Source organism: Rossellomorea marisflavi, assembly GCF_009806575.1.
Lineage (GTDB): Bacteria > Bacillota > Bacilli > Bacillales > Bacillaceae_B > Rossellomorea > Rossellomorea marisflavi_A.
This window is the reverse complement of sequence record NZ_CP047095.1, coordinates 3,729,906-3,747,341: the sequence shown is the minus strand read 5'-3', so window position 1 is coordinate 3,747,341 and position 17,436 is coordinate 3,729,906. Positions and strand designations below refer to the sequence as shown.

The window sequence follows — 17,436 nt, the reverse complement described above, 5'->3', positions numbered from 1 at the left end:
TGCCCTTAAATGCAACATACCAGAACGAAAGGAGGTGGGGTGCGGCCCTTTGGATCAGTCCGTCTATCAGTCTAGTAAAACCAATCATGGGAGGAGTTTTACACGTGAAGAAATTATTCAGTACAATGGCCGTTTCCACATTGGCATTGGGCTTATTTGCCCCTGTCCAGACCAGTTCCGTACAAGCCGCAAGCCCGGTTCTATTGGAAGAGGATTTTGATGATATCGCGAATGGCCGTTTGCCCGATGGATGGAAGCTCTTAGAAGGACAAGGGGCCGTCCAGGGCGGAAAGCTCGTCCTGAATTCCTCCTCCACCTCGAAACCGGCCAGGGTCATCGTCCCTTTGGAAGAAGATGAAGGGGACTATGTATTCGAAGCGGACGTGACGTTCCAGTCTGCCGTGGAAGATAAGCGATGGGCATCGCTCATGTACCGGATCCAACACGAAAACTATCCATACTATCAGTTTGCCGTGCGCCGGGGAGCTTCGGACGTGAACGGATTGGAATTCGCAGAGCGGACGCCGGCTGATAAATGGCTCGTGCCGGAGCGTAACTTTTACACTGAAAACATGGAATACGGGAAGACGTACCGGTTGAAAGTGGTCGCAAGCGGAAAACGCGTCCAGCAGTATGTCAACGGGCAGCTGGTCATCGATACAGACCAAGCCGGGAAATATCTCAATGGCGATGTCGGGTTCCAGACGAGTGGGTCTAAGGTGGAATACGATAATGTGAAGCTGACCTCATTCGAAGGTGAACTGCCGCCTGTAGACGGTGAAGGGGCCCTTCTGCCTCAGGAAGCTCAAACATCCATGATCAACGCCCCTACCATCATCAACGGGGAGAATGTCGATGTACCTCATGATGAGACGGCTTCTGCCCTGATCAAAGTGGACGGGGATTCAGGCAATCTGAAAGGAAATGGAAAGGATCTTCGGAGCGTCCTGATGACGCTCAAAGGAAAGAAAATCCCGGTGCTACATATGGAAAAGGGTGGTCTTGAAGAATCCGTCGTCGGTTTGCTCAATGATCTGTCCATCAGTGATGTCCATGTCGTGTCCAGTCAGACGGGGATCATTGAAGCAGTGAAAGACCTGAACCCGAGGATCCGTGGGGGCCTCTATTATGATCAGCGCCATCTCAATAAACATGATCTGAAGAAGATCGTTCAGGATGTCCACAAGAGTGAAAGCAAGATGGTCATGATCCCTCAGAATGTCCTGACGGAAGAAGGCATGTATTATCTTCATAACCGGATGGTTGCTGTATGGGGCGTAGGCGGTGATACAATGGCCTCGACACATGAGCTTATCCACCTTGGCGTCGACGGGATCGTCACGAACGCACCTGAGCTTGCCGTGAAGGCATTCGGTCAGTATCCGGACCAGACGATCGTCCAACGACCGATGGTAGCAGCCCATCGCGGCGTGCCGTCCCTTGCACCTGAGAACACCATGGCGGGGTACCGCCTTGCCTATGAGCTCGGTGCCGATCAGATTGAGACCGATGTGCAGCGCACGAAAGACGGTCACCTCGTGGTCATCCATGATGAAACGGTAGACCGGACCACGAATGGAACGGGTGCGGTCAAAGATCTGACCCTCGCTGAAATTCGCGCGCTCGATGCCGGTATCAAATTTGACGAGAAATTCGCAGGTGAAAAGGTACCTACCTTCAAGGAATATCTCCAGGAGTTCAAAGGCAAGAATGTCATGCTCCTTGTGGAGTTGAAAGCCCATGATGTGGAGGAGCAGACGATTCAGGAGATCAAGGAAGAAGGCATGATGGATCAGGTGGTCCTTCAAAGCTTCTACCTCGACAGCATGCAGCGCTCCAATGAGCTTGCCCCTGAACTGCCGGGAGGATATCTGTTCTCTTCTGCCGTCCCAAGCACCCTGCAGGAAAAGCTGAAGAATGCGAAGAAGCTCGTGGATTACGGAACGATCAACGATGTGACCCTTAATTCCAGTTATGGTTCCCTGTACAAAGAGTTCATTCAATACATGAGGCAGCGTGGGATGCTGAGCATGCACTGGACGTTCCGTGCCGAGCCTCCGTTTGCCGATAAGCTGAAAGACGGACTCATCGGGCCGATTACGGATTATACGCAGTGGTTGACAGAATCGCCTGTGCAGCTTGAAATCCCAATCAAAAAAGTAAATCTGAAAGCTGGAAAAACACGCACCATCCATGCAAAAGCACGCGTCAGCTACCGCGTCGCCGAGCGTGAGAAGATCGAGACCGGACTGTTCGTCGCCGAAGGAAATGGCGTCGTGACAGTCAACGGCAATACGATTGAAGCCACCGCCCCAGGAACGGCACAAGTATTCGCAAAGCATACGTTCACCATGCTCGGGGAAGAGTGGAATGTGGTGTCAGAGCCGATTGAAGTGACGGTGAAGTAAGGATATGTAAGGAAAAAGAGAGTGGGACAAAATTTAAAAGTAGCCATTTAATGACGACCAATATCAGTATAGGTTCTTACTACCGCTCATGATTTCCGTGCAAGACTTCGCTTTCCGCGGGTAGCCCGTGAGCCTCCTCGGCAGGCCTTCTCACATTAGCTACTCTTCCCGCAGGAGTCTTCGTCTTGCACTCCAATCAACCGCTAGAGACAATAAAATGGTCATGTTCATGAAATAAATTAAAAACCCGAATTCATTTGCATCACAGGCAAATGAATTCGGGTTTTACTATGGCTAACAGCCGATTTTTCCTATTAAATGTTTTCCTGCTTCAATCCATCGATGATGTTCTGTTTTTTGATCTTCCCTGTGGAATAGAGCATGGCGGATCCCACGATTGCAAAGATGGCAACGACCACGAACAGCACGCTCATCCAAGGAGGGGAGAAGATGTATTCAAATGATTCATTCAGGGCCATATGCATGAGATACATGGCTGCAAACCCGATTGGTAGACCGTAAAGGAGCGATTTCAACCCATAGAAGATGCTCTCATAATGAATCATCTTATTGAAGCCCTTCGGCGTCATGCCCACAGATTTCAGCATGGCGAATTCACGTTTCCGGAGCGAGATGCTCGTCGAGATCGTATTGAAGATATTCGCGATTGAAATGGCTGAAATCAGAGTGATGAATCCGTAGGCGAAGATGGAGACCAGAAGGGAGAATTGTTCGTTTTCTTCCTTCATTTTCGTGATGTTAAACACCTCAACGTCTCCGCCTTTCGATTCATCAATCGCCTCCTGGGTTGCGGAAGGATCAGAGCTGTTCAGATAAAGGAAAGGGATGGAATTAGTTGAGCCGGTTTCCTTTTGGATTTTCTGAAGTGTATCACGGCTCATGATCAGGTTTAGCCCATAACCGACTCTGACGCCCATTGGTGCCTCATCAGTTTCTCCGTCGATTTGAATGGATCCGACTTTTTCATCTTCCTCACCGTTGAAGTCATACAAGTCCAGCTTCTTCGTTTTTTGAAGATCCAGTGCTTCCGATTGATAGAATTTGCGATCTGATCCCTGATATTTAAGCATGTTGATTACAACAACCCCGTCAGGATCGACTTTACTACCGGTTTTCTTGAGGTACTCCTTGAAATCTTCCTCGTCAAGGCCATGCAGCTGGAGGTTATACGCATACTTCCCATCATTTAAGTTCGCATGGTAATCAGGATCTTTCTTTAATGCCGATGGAACGTCCTTACTGGTTAGCCAGCTTTGGAACGAGACATATTCCAATAAAACGGAATCGGTGACGTTTTCGGCATTCACAAATGGCTTCAGGCTTTCAAGGTTGTTGGATGGACCAGTAAGTTGAATGTCAAAATCATAGTTCTCCTGTGTCATGCCCGCTGATTTCTTAATGTTGTCAGTGAAAAACGATACCGAGAGGAACAAAATGATGGAGATGACGAGTGAGAACACAGTAGCGATGTATCGCTTCTTGTTACGCTTCAGGTTTTTTAACCCTATTTCTCCTTCAATGCCAAACAGTTTGCGGGTGAGTTTGGAAGTTTTCACACTACGACCGCTCATTTTTACATCCTGTGTCTGCCTGATCGCATCAATGGCTGATACCTTCGATGCTCTTCTCGCAGGGATCAATGTGGAGATGAAAATGGTAACAATCGAGACTGCACATGCCGCAAGGATAGAAAGGGGAGTAATGGAAACAGATATTTTTAATCCGTCTGCAAATACGTTCGTTAAAGTGGTATTCATGAACCAGAAGGTGACGGCCATACCACCAATTCCGGCAATCAGGCCAATCGGGATGGAAATCAAGCCGATGATAGCCCCTTCAAAGAAGACGGAGTTTCGCTTCTGGATTTTTGTCGCCCCCACGCTTGAAAGCATACCCAGGTGGCGGGCGCGCTCCGAAACGCTGATAGCAAAAGCGTTATAGATCAAAGCGACGGAGCCGATCAGGATGATCCCGACAATGATGGAAGCCATCCCAAAAAGTGTCGCATTAAGGTTATCGTTATTGGAAACTCCATAATAGCGCAGAAGCTCGTGGTTGAACTCAACGGTCTGGATGTCATGCTTTTTTGCGAAGGCTTTAGCATCATCAAAGAGATGTTTGCTCAACTTTTTCTCCGCTACAAACGCCGTGCTTCCTGCCTGCTTATCGTCTAAGGAACTGATCACCGTATAGCCCGGAGCCCATGGGTATTCCCATTCAGGCTGCTTTATTGTCCCTACAATAGTAAAGGAAGCTTTTTCTTTCGTGCGAAATTCTTCTTCCTCTCCATTGAATGAATTGTCCTGAAACAATGTCGTGTCATCCATCAATCGGTCACCGAGCTCGACGGATAAGGAGTCGCCGATTTTAAGCTTGTTTTTCTGATTCAGGACATCCTCTGAAACTACGATTTCCCCATCATTCTTAGGGAAGCGGCCGTCTTTCAGCTTGATGGGCATTTCCTTCAGGCCTTTTTCATCAAATGAAGTAAAGAATAAATAAGGCTTTGAAGCATTCGGAGGATCCTCGATTTTCGAATACCCCAGGTCCTTGCGGAGAAAAACATGATCTGTATTCTTTTCACTCTTAATGGCATCCAGCTGCTCCTGGTTGATGTTTTTGTACTGGACGTGCCATTCTCCGCCTTTGTTGATGTTGTCTTGCTTCATGAGATCAAGGAAGGAGACGAACAGGGTCGATACGGCGGTCACCATGGCGACGGAAATGATGACACCGATGATGGTGACCATAGTCCTGCGCTTGTTTTCTTTCAAATGTCTGAGGGTCAGTTTGTTTACGATATTCATGGACGGAGAACCTCATCTTTAGAAATCTTGCCGTCTTCGATGGAGATGACGCGGTCCGCCTGCATGGCGATGCGCTCGTCATGGGTGATGACGATCAGCGTCTGTTTGTATGTCTTGTTGAACATTTTGAGGAGTTCCATGATCTCCTCGGAGTTCTTGCTGTCAAGGTTCCCCGTCGGCTCATCGGCAAGCATGAGAGCCGGGTTGCTGATGAGGGCTCGGCCGATGGATACACGCTGCTGTTGTCCACCGGAGAGCTGATTCGGCAGATGGCCGAGCCTTTCAGTCAATCCGAGTCTGGTTGTGATGTCATTGAGTTGCTTCGGATCCACTTTCTGCTTATCAAGAAGCATTGGAAGTGTGATATTTTCTTCCACCGACAGGATCGGGATCAAATTGTAGAATTGATAGATGAGCCCGATCTGCCGCCTTCTGAATATGGCAAGCTGGGTTTCGTTCAGGCTGTACATATCGGTGTCGTTGACGAGGACGCGTCCCGAGCTTGGACGATCGACTCCGCCGAGCATGTGAAGTAACGTCGATTTTCCAGAACCCGACGGTCCGATGATGACGACGAATTCCCCTTGTTTCACTGTGAACGAAACATTATCGAGTGCTTTGACCGCCGTTTCCCCTTTTCCGTACACTTTAGACAGATTTTCAATTTGTAAGATATTCACGAAATTGTACCTCCAGTTGGTTGATGCTTTTAGTATATCTGCCTAAAATGACTTCTCTGTGACTATGAAAGTGACAATTCTGTCACCTGGTTAGATGGTATGTTTGTAGATTTTTAGTGAGAAGGTCGTTCCCGCAGGGCTGCTTGATACTTCAATGTCACCGTCCTGGTTCTTCATGATGCTATGTGCCATGGCGAGGCCGATTCCAACGCTGTCTTCTGATGCATTCTTTCCCCGGTAGAAGCGCTTGAAGATATGGGGCAGGTCCTCCTTCGAGATCCCTTTCCCGTCATCGGAGATTCTGAGTTCGGTGAAAAGGGCGTTTTCTTGTGATGTAATCGTGATGAGCCCGCCTTCTGCTGAGTGCTCGATGCTATTTTTCAAGATATTGATGATGGCTTCCTTCGTCCAGTTCGCATCGCCTACAAAAGAGGCCGGTTCGCCTTCAAGCTGGAGTGTGACACCCTTGATCTCCATGGGGATGAGAAGAGGGTCGACGGCGTCCTGTATGAGGGCAGACACGTCCACCTTTTCCTTCTTGAAACGTGCCGTTCCCGCATCGATCTTTGAAAGCTTCAATAGGGAGGAGACGAGCCATTCGATCCGTTCAAGCTGTACCTGGATACGGAGTGTGAATTCCCTGCGCTTTCCTTCATCCAGGCCGGGGTCCCTCAATAGGTCGGACATGACCATCATGGAAGTGAGGGGCGTTTTCAGCTGATGGGAGATATCCGAGATGGCATCGGTCAGTTTAAGCTTGTCTTCCTGGAGACGGGAGCTGTTTTCCGATAACCGGAGCGTCACCTTGTACATATCGGACTTCAGGATGCTGAGCTCTCCTTCATGGTTGTCCCGGACATCCAGGGAGTAGTCTCCATTTGATATCTTTCGAAGGTAGTTCGAAAGCTTCCCGATCTCACGGTAGCGCCATGCAGTGTAAAGCATGAAGCATGCGATGAGCAGGAGGGAGGTGACCGCCGTGATCAGGGGCGCTAATCGACTTATGTAAAACGTGCAAAGGATGCCGATGCCCGCGATGAACACGACCGTCACAAGGAACAGTCGTATTTCTTTATTCCTCATCATCAGCGGTCGCCTGCCTTATAGCCCATTCCGCGGATCGTCTTGATGATGATCGGTTTCTGCGGATCGTCTTCGAGTTTTTCGCGGAGCCGTTTGATGTAGACGGTAAGGGTGTTATCGTTGACGAAGTCGCCTGCCACATCCCAGATCTTCTCAAGGAGCTGTGTGCGTGTGAGCACTTGGTCCTTATGCTGGGCGAAGATCAGGAGGAGCCGATACTCGAGGGCCGTCAGCTGGATCTCCTCGCCACCCTTATATGCTTTGCCATCAGCCGGCAGGACCCTGATGTCGCCGAGTGTGAAATGGGCCGGCGTCTGCTTGTCATAGCGTCGGAGGACTGATTTGATCCGCGACAGGAGCTCCCTGACACGGAATGGCTTTGTAATGTAATCATCTGCCCCCATATCGAGCCCCATGACAACATTGACTTCTTCGTCCATGGCCGTCAGGAAGATCACCGGTTTATCGCTCTTTTTTTTCACAAGGGAGCACAGATCATAGCCGCTGCCGTCGGGAAGGGACAGGTCAAATAGGAACAGATCGATCTCTGTCCAGCGGGTGTTGATCATGTCCTCAGCGGCAGCGACATTATGGCAAACAAATGTGCCGAATTGCTCGTTCTGCAGGGAGTATTCGAGTCCTGCTGCGATCGTCTTATCGTCTTCTACTAATAGAATGTTCATAGTGACCTCCGGATCAATGATTATGTAAGCCTATCATATGGAAAATGAAAGGCTTCGTCAAAGTGGTGGCAGCATGAAGAGGGACCATTCATTGGCGAAAATGAGCAAACATTTTGAAAGGACCAAAAAAATTTTAAGCCTAATCTTAAAGTAAAGGTAGCGCTTACATAGCTTCCGTAGGTAGGGATGGCAGTTGACACCCAACCAAATACCCATTAATATCTCTTTAGATGAAATCTTCTAAAATTATATAGTATTCAAATTATCAAGAGCGACCGAGGGATCAGGCCCTATGACGTCCGGCAACCTCCATATGGAACGGTGCTAATTCCTGCAGGATGTTTTTCATTCTGAGAGATAAGTCGATGATCGATATGCGATGCTTCTTTCAGCTGAAAGAGGCATTTTTTATTGGAAATAAGAGGTGAAGCGCAATGATCGAGATCAACCATCTTGTGAAAGAGTATAAAACGAAAAAACAAACAGTGATCGGCGTCAATGACGTTTCCGTCAAGATTGAAAAGGGTGAAATCTTTGGAATCGTCGGGTATAGCGGAGCGGGGAAAAGCTCCCTCATCCGCTGCTTGAATCTGTTGGAGAGACCTACTTCTGGAGAAGTCATCATTGACGGATTGGACTTTACGAAGCTGTCTCCGCGCGAGCTCAGGTCGGCAAGACAGAAGACGAGTATGATCTTCCAGCACTTCCACCTGATCAAAGCAAAGACGGTCTACGGTAATCTGGCATTCGCCCTGAAAGCGGCCAAGGTACCAAAGGCCGAGATCCGGCCACGTGTGGAAGAGCTTCTCGCCATGGTGGGTCTATCGGATAAGGCAGATGCCTATCCCGCTCAGCTGAGCGGAGGCCAGAAGCAGCGCGTCGGCATTGCCCGGGCGCTTGCGAACAATCCATCCGTTCTTCTGTGCGACGAAGCAACATCCGCCCTCGACCCGAATACCACAAGGTCGATCCTGAAATTATTGAAAAAGCTGAACGAAGAGCTCGGACTGACTATCGTCCTCATCACCCATGAGATGGAAGTCGTCAAGGAGATCTGCGATCGCATGGCCGTGATGCAGGATGGACGGATCATTGAAGAAGGTCCCGTATATGACCTCTTTTCGAATCCGAAGGAGCCCCTGACCAGGCAGTTCATCGAGACGATCCTTCAGTTCGATCTGCCGGATCACTTGGCGAAAGCGAGGAAAGGAACCTTGATCAAGATCCAATTCAAAGGCTCCATTGCAGAAGAAAGCGTCGTATCCGATGTCTTCCAGCGGTACCACGTGAAAGGGAATATCCTTCACGGGAAGATCGAATACATCCAGGAAGTGCCACTCGGTATCTTCATCATGGAACTGATCGGAGAACGTGCCGAGATCGATGCCGCAATCGAGTTCATCACCCAGCGCACACAAAGTCTGGAGGTGCTTGAAGATGCTGCCTGAAGCCATCATTGATATTTTGCCGGACCTGAATCAGGCATTTTTAGAAACGTTGTATATGGTGGGGATCTCCCTGTTGATTGCCGTTGTCATCGGACTTCCTCTCGGAGTGCTCCTTTTTACCACGGATAAGGGCCTGTTCCTCGAGAACCGCTTCGTGAAATCCATCGTCGGATTCATTGTGAATATGGTCCGGTCAATCCCGTTCATCATCCTTCTGGTGGCGCTCCTTCCCCTGACGAAGTTCCTCACAGGGGATGTGATCGGACCGACGGCGGCTTCAGTCTCCCTATCCGTCGCGGGGATTCCGTTCTTCGCGCGGATCGTCGAAACCGCCCTGAAGGAAATCGACAAGGGCGTCATCGAAGCGTCTGTATCGGTCGGGGCAAGCCCGTGGATGATCATCAAGGACGTGCTTCTTCCGGAAGCCAAACCGGCGGTCATCCAAGGCGTCACCATCACGGCGATCTCCCTCATCGCCTACTCCGCCATGGCGGGTACGATCGGCGGGGGAGGAGTCGGTGACCTTGCCATCCGGTTCGGATACTACCGATATGACAACACCGTCATGTTCACGACGGTCGTCGTCCTGATCTGTCTTGTACAAGTCATCCAATATGCCGGCGACATTTTCGCCAAAGCAGTAGACAAACGATAGATAATGGAGGAAACACAATGAAGAAATGGACATTACTACTCGGCCTTGCCATCGCAGTCAGCCTCATGGCGGCATGCGGCAACAGCAGCGACAAAAAAGATGAAAAAGATATCACCATCGGAGCGACAACCGGACCATATAGCGATATGGTGACAAAAGCCATCAAGCCTGGTCTTGAGGAAAAGGGCTACAAAGTGACGGTCAAGGAATTCAATGATTACATCCAGCCGAATAATGCATTGGCACAGGGAGATCTTGATGCCAACCTGTTCCAGCACAAAATCTACATGGAAAACTTTGCGAAAGAAAACAAAATCGAGCTTTCCGAGCTGATTTCCGTTCCGACGGCTCCGATGGGCATTTATTCTGATAAATTTGATTCCATCGACAGCATCAAGGAAGGAAGCGAAATCACGATCCCGAATGATCCTACGAATGCGGCGCGTGCGTTCCAGATCCTTGCCGATGCAAAGCTGATCACGCTGAAGGCGGACAGCAATCCGTTGACGGTTTCGGAGAAGGATATCGAGACGAATGCGAAGAACCTGAAGTTCAAGGCAATTGAAGCGGCTCAGCTTCCACGTACGGTGGATAGTGTGGATTTAGCGGCTGTGCCGGGTAACTTTGCTCTTGCGGCGGATATGGATTTGCTAGATGCACTTCAGCTTGAGAATATGCCGGATGAGTATCGCAACCGGGTGGTTGTGAATACGGATGATAAGGATTCACAGGTGTCGAAGGATATCAAGGCGGTTGTGGAGTCGGATGAGTTTGAGAAAGTGATTGATGAAGAGTTTAAAGGGTTCGGGAAACCGGATTGGATGGAATGAGTTTTAGGGGAGTGTGGCCTTTTGGGTCATGCTCTTTTTTTGTTTTTGATGGGGTCTTATTGGGTAAGGGTCCGTGCCTTTCCGCTGCGGTGGACTGCTTTCCGAGGGGAGGGCGTTGAGCCTCCTCGTGCCTGCGGGGTCTCACCGCTCCTCCTTTTCCGCAGGAGTCAGCCCACCTCCGCTGCAAGGCACTCTGTTCAGATGACGGGCTTGTAGGAGTTTTTGATTGATATGTATCCGTTCTTCCCTCTCTTTTTTGGGAAGGGGATGGTGCTGTGGAAGGTCCGTGCCTTTCTGCTGGGGGTGGTGCTTTCCGCCCTCGATAAATTGAAAACAATAAAGCATTTTTCTGCATCGATTGTCAAAAGGAAGTCCAATGAATATTTCCCATTAAAGCAAAGTTCATTGTATTCTCTTGAACGTTCATGCCGATCATCGCTGTTATCGAATATCGCGTTATTCGATTAAAAAGACGTAGGAGGGTTAAAGCCCTTCTACGTCTTTTTTTCAATTCGTATTTATTTTGGCCCTAACGAGTATTACGGTTCCAAATTCTTGTTTTTCTTGTATGAAGTGGTGAGTGAGCTCATGTCGATCAGGAAGAGCAGGGTCGTGGCGATGAGGGCGAGACCTGCTGTTTGGAGGGTGGATGCCCATCCTTGGTAGTTGGTGGCGACGGTATAAATCAGGTTGAATAGGATGAAGAATGTGATGGATCGGAAGGTGATGTGCTTCATCTGCTTTTTGTATTGCTGTGGTGTGAAGATATCACCATACTCCATGCCTGAAAGAATGTAGCGGATAAGGGGGTAGAGGATCAGGACGGCCGCTATGATCAGAAAAGATTTTTCCGAACCAATCACGGGTATGAGCGTAAAGCGAATCAATGCTGCCCCGATCAATGTCGTGAGAAAAGCGATGACGGCCGCTTCTGCCAAAAATGACATCAATCTCCTTTGTTTGTATTCATCCTCTGGTAAAAATATAGTCAACCAACTCATTGTTCATCATCCTCCCAAAATAATTCGTCCAGTGTCTTTCCTACTGCTTTGCATATGGCGATGCAGAGCTGAAGGCTTGGATTGAATGATCCCTTTTCAATCAGTCCGATTGTCTGCCGCGTTGCATTAACGCACCTGGCGAGCTCTGCCTGTGTCATTCCTTTTTCCATACGGGCCTGCTTAACCTTCGTCTGCATAGTTCCTCCTATTGTATGTAATATATATATTGCTTAATGTAATGTATATATTACATTGTCTTCGTGGAAAAAACAATAAAAAGATTAATCAGGAGGTTGTGATCTGGGTTCTTCGGACTTCTTTTTAGTAAAGAAAGGAGGATTCTTATTTTCAACAACTGGGGGAATGAAGGAGGAGGCGATTCCGTTTGCAAGATAAACACTTGTACCTAATGACGCCATTGGAGAGAGGTTCGGAAGCTCGTTCATGTGCTTACGGAATACCGAATTTGTAAAGAAGTCTTACCAGATGTAAGACTATTTCACTAAAAATACACATTTAGATACGAAGGTTTCATAAACCAATCGTCTCATTTTTGTTAATCTTTTCATTATTCCTTAATCTTCGACAGAAAAATGATATATTAAATGGGAAACTTGGTATGTTCCGCTGAAACCATGCGGGAAGAAAGGATCGGTGGTGGGTTGCCGGACCTATATGCAGAGAGAGAATCGGGTTTATCGGCAAAAGGAATGTAGATAAAAGAAAGCGCTTACATTTTGGAGGTACAGGGTTATTCGAGGGTAGGTTTTTTGAAATGGGCACATAATGACGATATCAGCTCATTTCCGATTGTTGAATTCGGAGGAGGAAAGAAATAGTGAAAACCATGAAAAAGCCATTATTCGCTTTGATGACCGTTTTTGTCATGTTGATTGCCATGCTTCCTGCAGCGGCTGGTGCAGCCGGCACCATGACGGTACAAAAAGCCATCGATAACAACACAGGCAACGGAACGGTCACTGGATATATCGTGGGCCACACGATATCTGGTTCCAATTATAATAATAAAGCTCCTTTCAGTAATGATTTCAATATTGCCATAGCCGATTCGGCAAATGAGACGGATCCGGCGAAGATTTTGCCGGTTCAGCTTCCAAGCTCGTTCCGTGCACAGTTCGGTTTGCAGACCAACCCGGATATGATCGGCGAAAAAATCGTCGTGACGGGCCAGCTTACAGCCTATTTCAACGTACCCGGGCTGAAAAATCCGACGGCCATCACCGTTGATGGAGCGGAGCCGGGTGAACCCGATCCTTTTGAAGGGATTGAAGGGCTTCGTATCCATGACATCCAAGGTGAAAGTCATACGTCCCCTTATAACCTGAAAAACGTCAAAGAGGTAGAAGGGATCGTCACTCACGTTGTGGATGGAAGCAATTTCTACATGCAGGATGATCAGCCTGATGATAACGAGAAGACATCAGAAGGGATCCTTGTCTATAAACCGTCCCACGGAGTCCGTACAGGGGATGCCGTGAAGGTTGACGGACAGGTGAAAGAATGGGTCCTTGATGGGTATGCGGAAAAGCTTCAAACCGACCTTACCACGACGGAAATCAATTCCCAGAACGGGAATGTGGTTGTCCAGTCTTCCGGTAACGAGCTTCCTGAAGCCCTCGTGATCGGAAAGGATATCTTCCCTCCGACAGATGTCATCGACAGTGACGGCCTGGAAGAATTCAACCCTGATGTGGATGCCATCGATTTCTATGAAAGCATTGAAGGCATGCGCATTTCCCTAGAAGACCCAACGGTTACAGGACCTCAGAAGTATGGAGAGCTTCCGGTCATCACTGAACAGGTGGAAGGGAAGAACTATACCAAAGAAGGTGCTCCGCTCCTGACGGCGGACAACCAAAACCCGGAAAGAATGTTCATCCAGCTTCAAGACCGCAATTACGTAGCGAAGACCGGCGATCAGTTCGACGGTACCGTGACGGGTGTCATCAGCTACAGCTTCAGCAACTTCAAAATTCTTGTGAATGATGATGAGCTTCCTGCTCTGAACGAGCGTGAGTTCACTCCTGAAACGACGACGATTGAAAAAGATGAAGACAAGCTCACGATTGCTTCCTACAATATCGAAAACTTTGACGCGTCTGACACCACCAAGCGTGACAAACTGGCCAAATCCATGGTCGAAAATCTTGGTTCTCCTGATATCATCGGTCTTGTGGAAGTACTAGATGACAGCGGAACGAAAGATGACGGTACGGTGAAGGCTGATGGAAACTATAAAGCACTGAGCGATGCTTCCGTGAAATTCGGCGGCCCAGCTTACAAGTGGACGGAAATCGCTCCACAGGATAAGCAGGACGGAGGGGTTCCAGGAGGGAATATCCGCGTAGGGTATCTCTACAACCCTGAGCGCGTCACCCTGGCAGAAGGTGAAAAAGGAGATCAAACGACTGCAGTGGGATACGAAAACGGCTCCCTGACCCTTAACCCTGGGCGTATCGATCCGACGAACGATGCATTCCGCAGTAGCCGTAAGTCCCTTGCAGCACAGTTTGATTTCAACGGTGAAGACGTCATCGTCATCGCCAACCACTTCAACTCCAAAGGTGGAGACGAGCCGCTATTCGGACGCAACCAGCCTCCTACCCTTGGAAGTGAAACACAACGTCTGAAGATTGCAGAAGTCATCAACGGCTTCGTGTCAGATATCGAAGCGAAGAATGAAGAGGCAAACGTCGTGGTACTTGGCGACTTGAATGACTTTGAATTCTCTGCACCGCTTCAAAAACTTAAAGGGGAAGAGCTCACGAACTTAATCGAGACACTTCCTGCAAACGAGCGCTATACGTATTCGTATCAAGGAAATGCACAGGTGCTCGATCATATGCTTGTGTCGAATCGCCTGGCTGATCAAGCCGAGTTTGACATCGTCAACTTCAACTCTCCTTATATGGAAGAGCATGGGCGTGCAAGCGATCATGATGCCCTGGTGGCACAGCTTGACCTGAATGCGCAACAGGAACCTGAAGAGCCGAAGGACTTTGATCTATCGATTCTTCATACGAATGACAGCCATGCCCATGTGGAGCAATACCCGCAGCTTGTGACGGCAGTGGATGATCTTCGTAAACCGAATTCCCTCCTGGTGGATGCAGGGGATGTATTCTCCGGCACACTTTATTTCCGCCAGTATCTTGGTCTGGCAGATCTGTCATTCATGAACGACCTGAATTTCGATGCCATGACATTCGGTAACCATGAATTTGATAAAGATTCAAACGTCCTGGCCAATTTCATCAAAGAAATGAGATTCCCGATGGTATCATCAAACGTGAACGTGACAGCCGATAAGGACCTGTCCCCGCTTTACAAAGATGAAATCGGTGACCCGGCTGAAGGCGGGAAGATCTACCCTGCCATCATCAAGGAAATCGACGGTGAGAAGGTCGGAATCTTCGGATTGACGACGCCTGACACCTCTTTCCTTGCCAACCCAAGTGAAGACATCGTGTTCGAGGATGTCGTGGAATCTTCCAATGCGACGATCTCCATGCTCCAAGAAGAAGGTGTGAATAAGATCGTCGTCCTGTCCCACCTTGGATACGGACCTGATCAGGATCTTGCAGAAGAAGTGGACGGCATTGATGTAATCGTCGGTGGTCACTCCCACACGGCTTTGAAAGAACCGACATTCGTTGAAAAGGACGAACCTACACTGATCGTGCAGACAGGAGAATACTTGAACAACATCGGTAATCTCGATGTCACATTCGATCCTGAAGGTGTCATCAAGGAATACAAAGGGGAACTTGTCCCACTTGCCAATTATGAAAAAGACCCTGAAGCAGAAGCAAAAGTACAGGAGTACAAAGCACCTCTTGATGAGCTTATGTCTGAAGTGGTCGGTTCAAGTGACGTTCCATTGAATGGAGAACGCGCTGACGTCCGTACGAAGGAAACGAACCTTGGAAATCTGATCACCGATGGAATGGTGGCTAAAGCCAACGAATCGGTGAAGACACATATCGCCTTCCAAAATGGTGGAGGAATCAGGGCGTCAATCGATGAAGGAGACATCACGCTCGGAGATGTATTGACAACCCTGCCTTTCGGCAACAACTTGGTTGCGATCGATCTGACAGGAGAAGAAATCAAGCAGGCACTCGAGCATAGCGTAAGCGCCGTCGAGTCCGGCGAGGGTCGCTTCCTGCAGGTTTCAGGAATCAAATTCAAGTATGATGTGAATCAGCCTGTTGGAGAGCGTGTATGGTCTGTTGATGTGAAAACAGACAACGGATTTGAAAAGCTTGATCCAGCAGCGATGTACACAGTGGCAACAAATGCGTTCACAGCAGATGGTGGAGACGGATACTCCATGCTGAAGGAAGCAAAAGACGATGGACGCATGACGGAGCTGTTCCAAGTGGACTTCGAAGTCATGACAGAATACCTTGAGAAGAATAGCCCGGTTTCACCGGAGCTGGAAGACCGCATCGTACAAGAGGTCAAGCAAGATGATCCAGGTGACGGCGGCGGTGATGATGGAGACGGTGACGACGACGGCCACGGCGGCTGGGGAGATCACATCCGTGACATCATCAAGAAATTGAAAAACTGGCTCTGCAAGCTCTTAGGAGTATGTGGCCGACCATAATAGAAAAAGGACCCTTGCGTGCAACATGCAGCGCAAGGGTCCTTTTTGTTGAATATCACGTATTAAACGCCAGGGAACCAGCCTGGAGTATTCAAGACGGCATTCCAGAGTGGATCCGGGATGACGAGTTCTTTTTGTTTTTCTTTATCGATTTCCGTGATGATTTCATTCTCGCGACCTTCTTCGATCTTCTGAACCCAGTCAGGATCGATGATGAGCTCGCGGCCGATTGCTAGAAGCGGTACATCGGTCTGGAATGCTTTATACGCATCCTCTGCTGAATAGATGGAACCTACGCCGATAAGGGGCGCACGGTCACCGATGGTTTCAAGCAGGTAGTCGATACGGGTTTTCTCAAGATCATCCACTCCGCTGCGCGGTGTAGAGAAGAAGTCAAAGAGTGATACGTGGAGATAATCAAGTTCTTTATCCGCTAGGGCATCGACAAACTTCAAGGTTTCACCCATGGTGAAGCCGTTCTCTTCCGGCTCTTCAGGAGAGAAGCGGTAGCCGACAAGGAATGGAGCAGTGGCATGCTCATCCACCACACTCTTGATTTTATCTACAACAGCAAGTGGGAATGCCATGCGGTTTTCAAGGCTTCCACCAAATTGATCTTCACGCTGATTTGTCATCGGAGAGAAGAACTGGTGAAGAAGATATCCGTTCGCACCGTGGATCTCGACTCCGTCGTATCCGGCTTCAATGGCACGGCGTGTTGTTTCACCGAATGCTTCGATGATTTCTTCGATTTCACCTTGAGATAAACCGCGGGCTTTTTTCTCGCCGTTTTCGCCTGTGAGGTCACTTGCACTCACGACGTCGCCATCCACGAGTTCCGGTGGACATTGAACGCCGCCGTGGAAGATTTGCAGGATGGCTTTGGCGCCTTGGTCCTTGATGCCTTTAGCAAGACGCTCAAGGCTTGGGATCATGTCATCTGAATGACCGGCGAATTCACCTGGGAACCCTTTTCCGTTCGGTGTCACATTGGTGCAGGCCGTGATGACCATGCTGACACCTTGTGAGCGGCGGGCGTAATAGTCGACTTCTGCATCTGTCACGTTGCCGTTGTCATCGGATGAGAAGTTCGTCATCGGTGCCATGATCACGCGGTTTTTGAGTTCGATTCCATTTTTGAATGTATATGGAGATAGCAGTTCTTTGAATTTTTCGTTCATGTGGTT

The 17,436-nt window shown here is 48.8% G+C and carries 12 protein-coding genes and 1 riboswitch; of the genes, 5 read left to right on the top strand and 7 right to left on the bottom strand.

What is annotated here, in order from left to right; translation table 11 throughout:
- Nucleotides 1–104 precede the first annotated feature (104 nt).
- Nucleotides 105–2,408, top strand: a complete 2,304-nt coding sequence (locus D5E69_RS19420) for a glycerophosphodiester phosphodiesterase family protein (protein ID WP_159130085.1) — start codon at nucleotides 105–107, stop codon at nucleotides 2,406–2,408.
- Nucleotides 2,409–2,722: 314 nt separating this feature from the next.
- On the opposite strand, the gene D5E69_RS19415 is transcribed toward D5E69_RS19420, so the two are convergent.
- The 4 genes from D5E69_RS19415 to D5E69_RS19400 form a co-directional block, all read right to left on the bottom strand.
- Nucleotides 2,723–5,236, bottom strand: coding sequence for an FtsX-like permease family protein (locus tag D5E69_RS19415; RefSeq protein ID WP_159130084.1), 2,514 nt, complete (start codon nucleotides 5,234–5,236; stop codon nucleotides 2,723–2,725).
- Nucleotides 5,233–5,916, bottom strand: a complete 684-nt coding sequence (locus D5E69_RS19410) for an ABC transporter ATP-binding protein (RefSeq protein ID WP_048015859.1) — start codon at nucleotides 5,914–5,916, stop codon at nucleotides 5,233–5,235. Before D5E69_RS19410 ends, D5E69_RS19415 begins: the two co-directional genes overlap by 4 nt.
- Before the next feature lie 90 nt (nucleotides 5,917–6,006).
- Nucleotides 6,007–7,002 carry a sensor histidine kinase gene (locus D5E69_RS19405; protein ID WP_159130083.1) on the bottom strand — a complete coding sequence of 332 codons (996 nt, stop codon included), beginning with the start codon at nucleotides 7,000–7,002 and terminating at the stop codon, nucleotides 6,007–6,009.
- Complete coding sequence (locus tag D5E69_RS19400) at nucleotides 7,002–7,682, bottom strand: response regulator transcription factor (RefSeq protein ID WP_159130082.1); 681 nt, start codon at nucleotides 7,680–7,682, stop codon at nucleotides 7,002–7,004. Before D5E69_RS19400 ends, D5E69_RS19405 begins: the two co-directional genes overlap by 1 nt.
- A gap of 259 nt (nucleotides 7,683–7,941) precedes the next feature.
- A riboswitch (SAM riboswitch) is annotated at nucleotides 7,942–8,046 on the top strand.
- Between the two features lie 70 nt (nucleotides 8,047–8,116).
- On the opposite strand from D5E69_RS19400, the gene D5E69_RS19395 reads away from it, so the two are divergent.
- From D5E69_RS19395 to D5E69_RS19385, 3 genes are read left to right on the top strand one after another with little or no spacing between them, the layout of a single operon-like run.
- A complete protein-coding gene (locus D5E69_RS19395) occupies nucleotides 8,117–9,130 on the top strand; it encodes a methionine ABC transporter ATP-binding protein (protein WP_048006549.1) in 1,014 nt (337 codons plus the stop codon).
- Nucleotides 9,120–9,785 carry a methionine ABC transporter permease gene (locus tag D5E69_RS19390; protein WP_048006548.1) on the top strand — a complete coding sequence of 222 codons (666 nt, stop codon included), beginning with the start codon at nucleotides 9,120–9,122 and terminating at the stop codon, nucleotides 9,783–9,785. Before D5E69_RS19395 ends, D5E69_RS19390 begins: the two co-directional genes overlap by 11 nt.
- A 17-nt stretch (nucleotides 9,786–9,802) precedes the next feature.
- Nucleotides 9,803–10,615 carry a MetQ/NlpA family ABC transporter substrate-binding protein gene (locus D5E69_RS19385; protein WP_048013201.1) on the top strand — a complete coding sequence of 271 codons (813 nt, stop codon included), beginning with the start codon at nucleotides 9,803–9,805 and terminating at the stop codon, nucleotides 10,613–10,615.
- Nucleotides 10,616–11,154: 539 nt separating this feature from the next.
- Here the strand turns inward: D5E69_RS19385 and D5E69_RS19380 are convergent.
- Both D5E69_RS19380 and D5E69_RS19375 read right to left on the bottom strand, forming a co-directional pair.
- Nucleotides 11,155–11,616, bottom strand: a complete 462-nt coding sequence (locus D5E69_RS19380) for a hypothetical protein (protein ID WP_156489262.1) — start codon at nucleotides 11,614–11,616, stop codon at nucleotides 11,155–11,157.
- Nucleotides 11,613–11,813 (bottom strand): helix-turn-helix transcriptional regulator, encoded by a 201-nt coding sequence (locus D5E69_RS19375; protein ID WP_159130081.1) that lies wholly within the window; start codon nucleotides 11,811–11,813, stop codon nucleotides 11,613–11,615. Before D5E69_RS19375 ends, D5E69_RS19380 begins: the two co-directional genes overlap by 4 nt.
- Before the next feature lie 650 nt (nucleotides 11,814–12,463).
- On the opposite strand from D5E69_RS19375, the gene D5E69_RS19370 reads away from it, so the two are divergent.
- Nucleotides 12,464–16,249 carry a 5'-nucleotidase C-terminal domain-containing protein gene (locus D5E69_RS19370; RefSeq protein WP_159130388.1) on the top strand — a complete coding sequence of 1,262 codons (3,786 nt, stop codon included), beginning with the start codon at nucleotides 12,464–12,466 and terminating at the stop codon, nucleotides 16,247–16,249.
- Nucleotides 16,250–16,311: 62 nt separating this feature from the next.
- On the opposite strand, the gene D5E69_RS19365 is transcribed toward D5E69_RS19370, so the two are convergent.
- The gene (locus D5E69_RS19365) at nucleotides 16,312–17,430 is read right to left on the bottom strand and encodes an NADH-dependent flavin oxidoreductase (RefSeq protein WP_159130080.1); all 1,119 of its coding nucleotides are present in this window, start codon (nucleotides 17,428–17,430) and stop codon (nucleotides 16,312–16,314) included.
- Between the last annotated feature and the right edge of the window lie 6 nt (nucleotides 17,431–17,436).

Coding starts and splice junctions, on each gene's coding strand:
- D5E69_RS19415 (WP_159130084.1), bottom strand. CDS start 5,236: ATGAATATCGTAAACAAACTGACCCTCAGACATTTGAAAGAAAACAAG.
- D5E69_RS19405 (WP_159130083.1), bottom strand. CDS start 7,002: ATGATGAGGAATAAAGAAATACGACTGTTCCTTGTGACGGTCGTGTTC.
- D5E69_RS19400 (WP_159130082.1), bottom strand. CDS start 7,682: ATGAACATTCTATTAGTAGAAGACGATAAGACGATCGCAGCAGGACTC.
- D5E69_RS19395 (WP_048006549.1), top strand. CDS start 8,117: ATGATCGAGATCAACCATCTTGTGAAAGAGTATAAAACGAAAAAACAA.
- D5E69_RS19390 (WP_048006548.1), top strand. CDS start 9,120: ATGCTGCCTGAAGCCATCATTGATATTTTGCCGGACCTGAATCAGGCA.
- D5E69_RS19385 (WP_048013201.1), top strand. CDS start 9,803: ATGAAGAAATGGACATTACTACTCGGCCTTGCCATCGCAGTCAGCCTC.
- D5E69_RS19380 (WP_156489262.1), bottom strand. CDS start 11,616: ATGAGTTGGTTGACTATATTTTTACCAGAGGATGAATACAAACAAAGG.
- D5E69_RS19375 (WP_159130081.1), bottom strand. CDS start 11,813: ATGCAGACGAAGGTTAAGCAGGCCCGTATGGAAAAAGGAATGACACAG.
- D5E69_RS19370 (WP_159130388.1), top strand. CDS start 12,464: ATGAAAAAGCCATTATTCGCTTTGATGACCGTTTTTGTCATGTTGATT.
- D5E69_RS19365 (WP_159130080.1), bottom strand. CDS start 17,430: ATGAACGAAAAATTCAAAGAACTGCTATCTCCATATACATTCAAAAAT.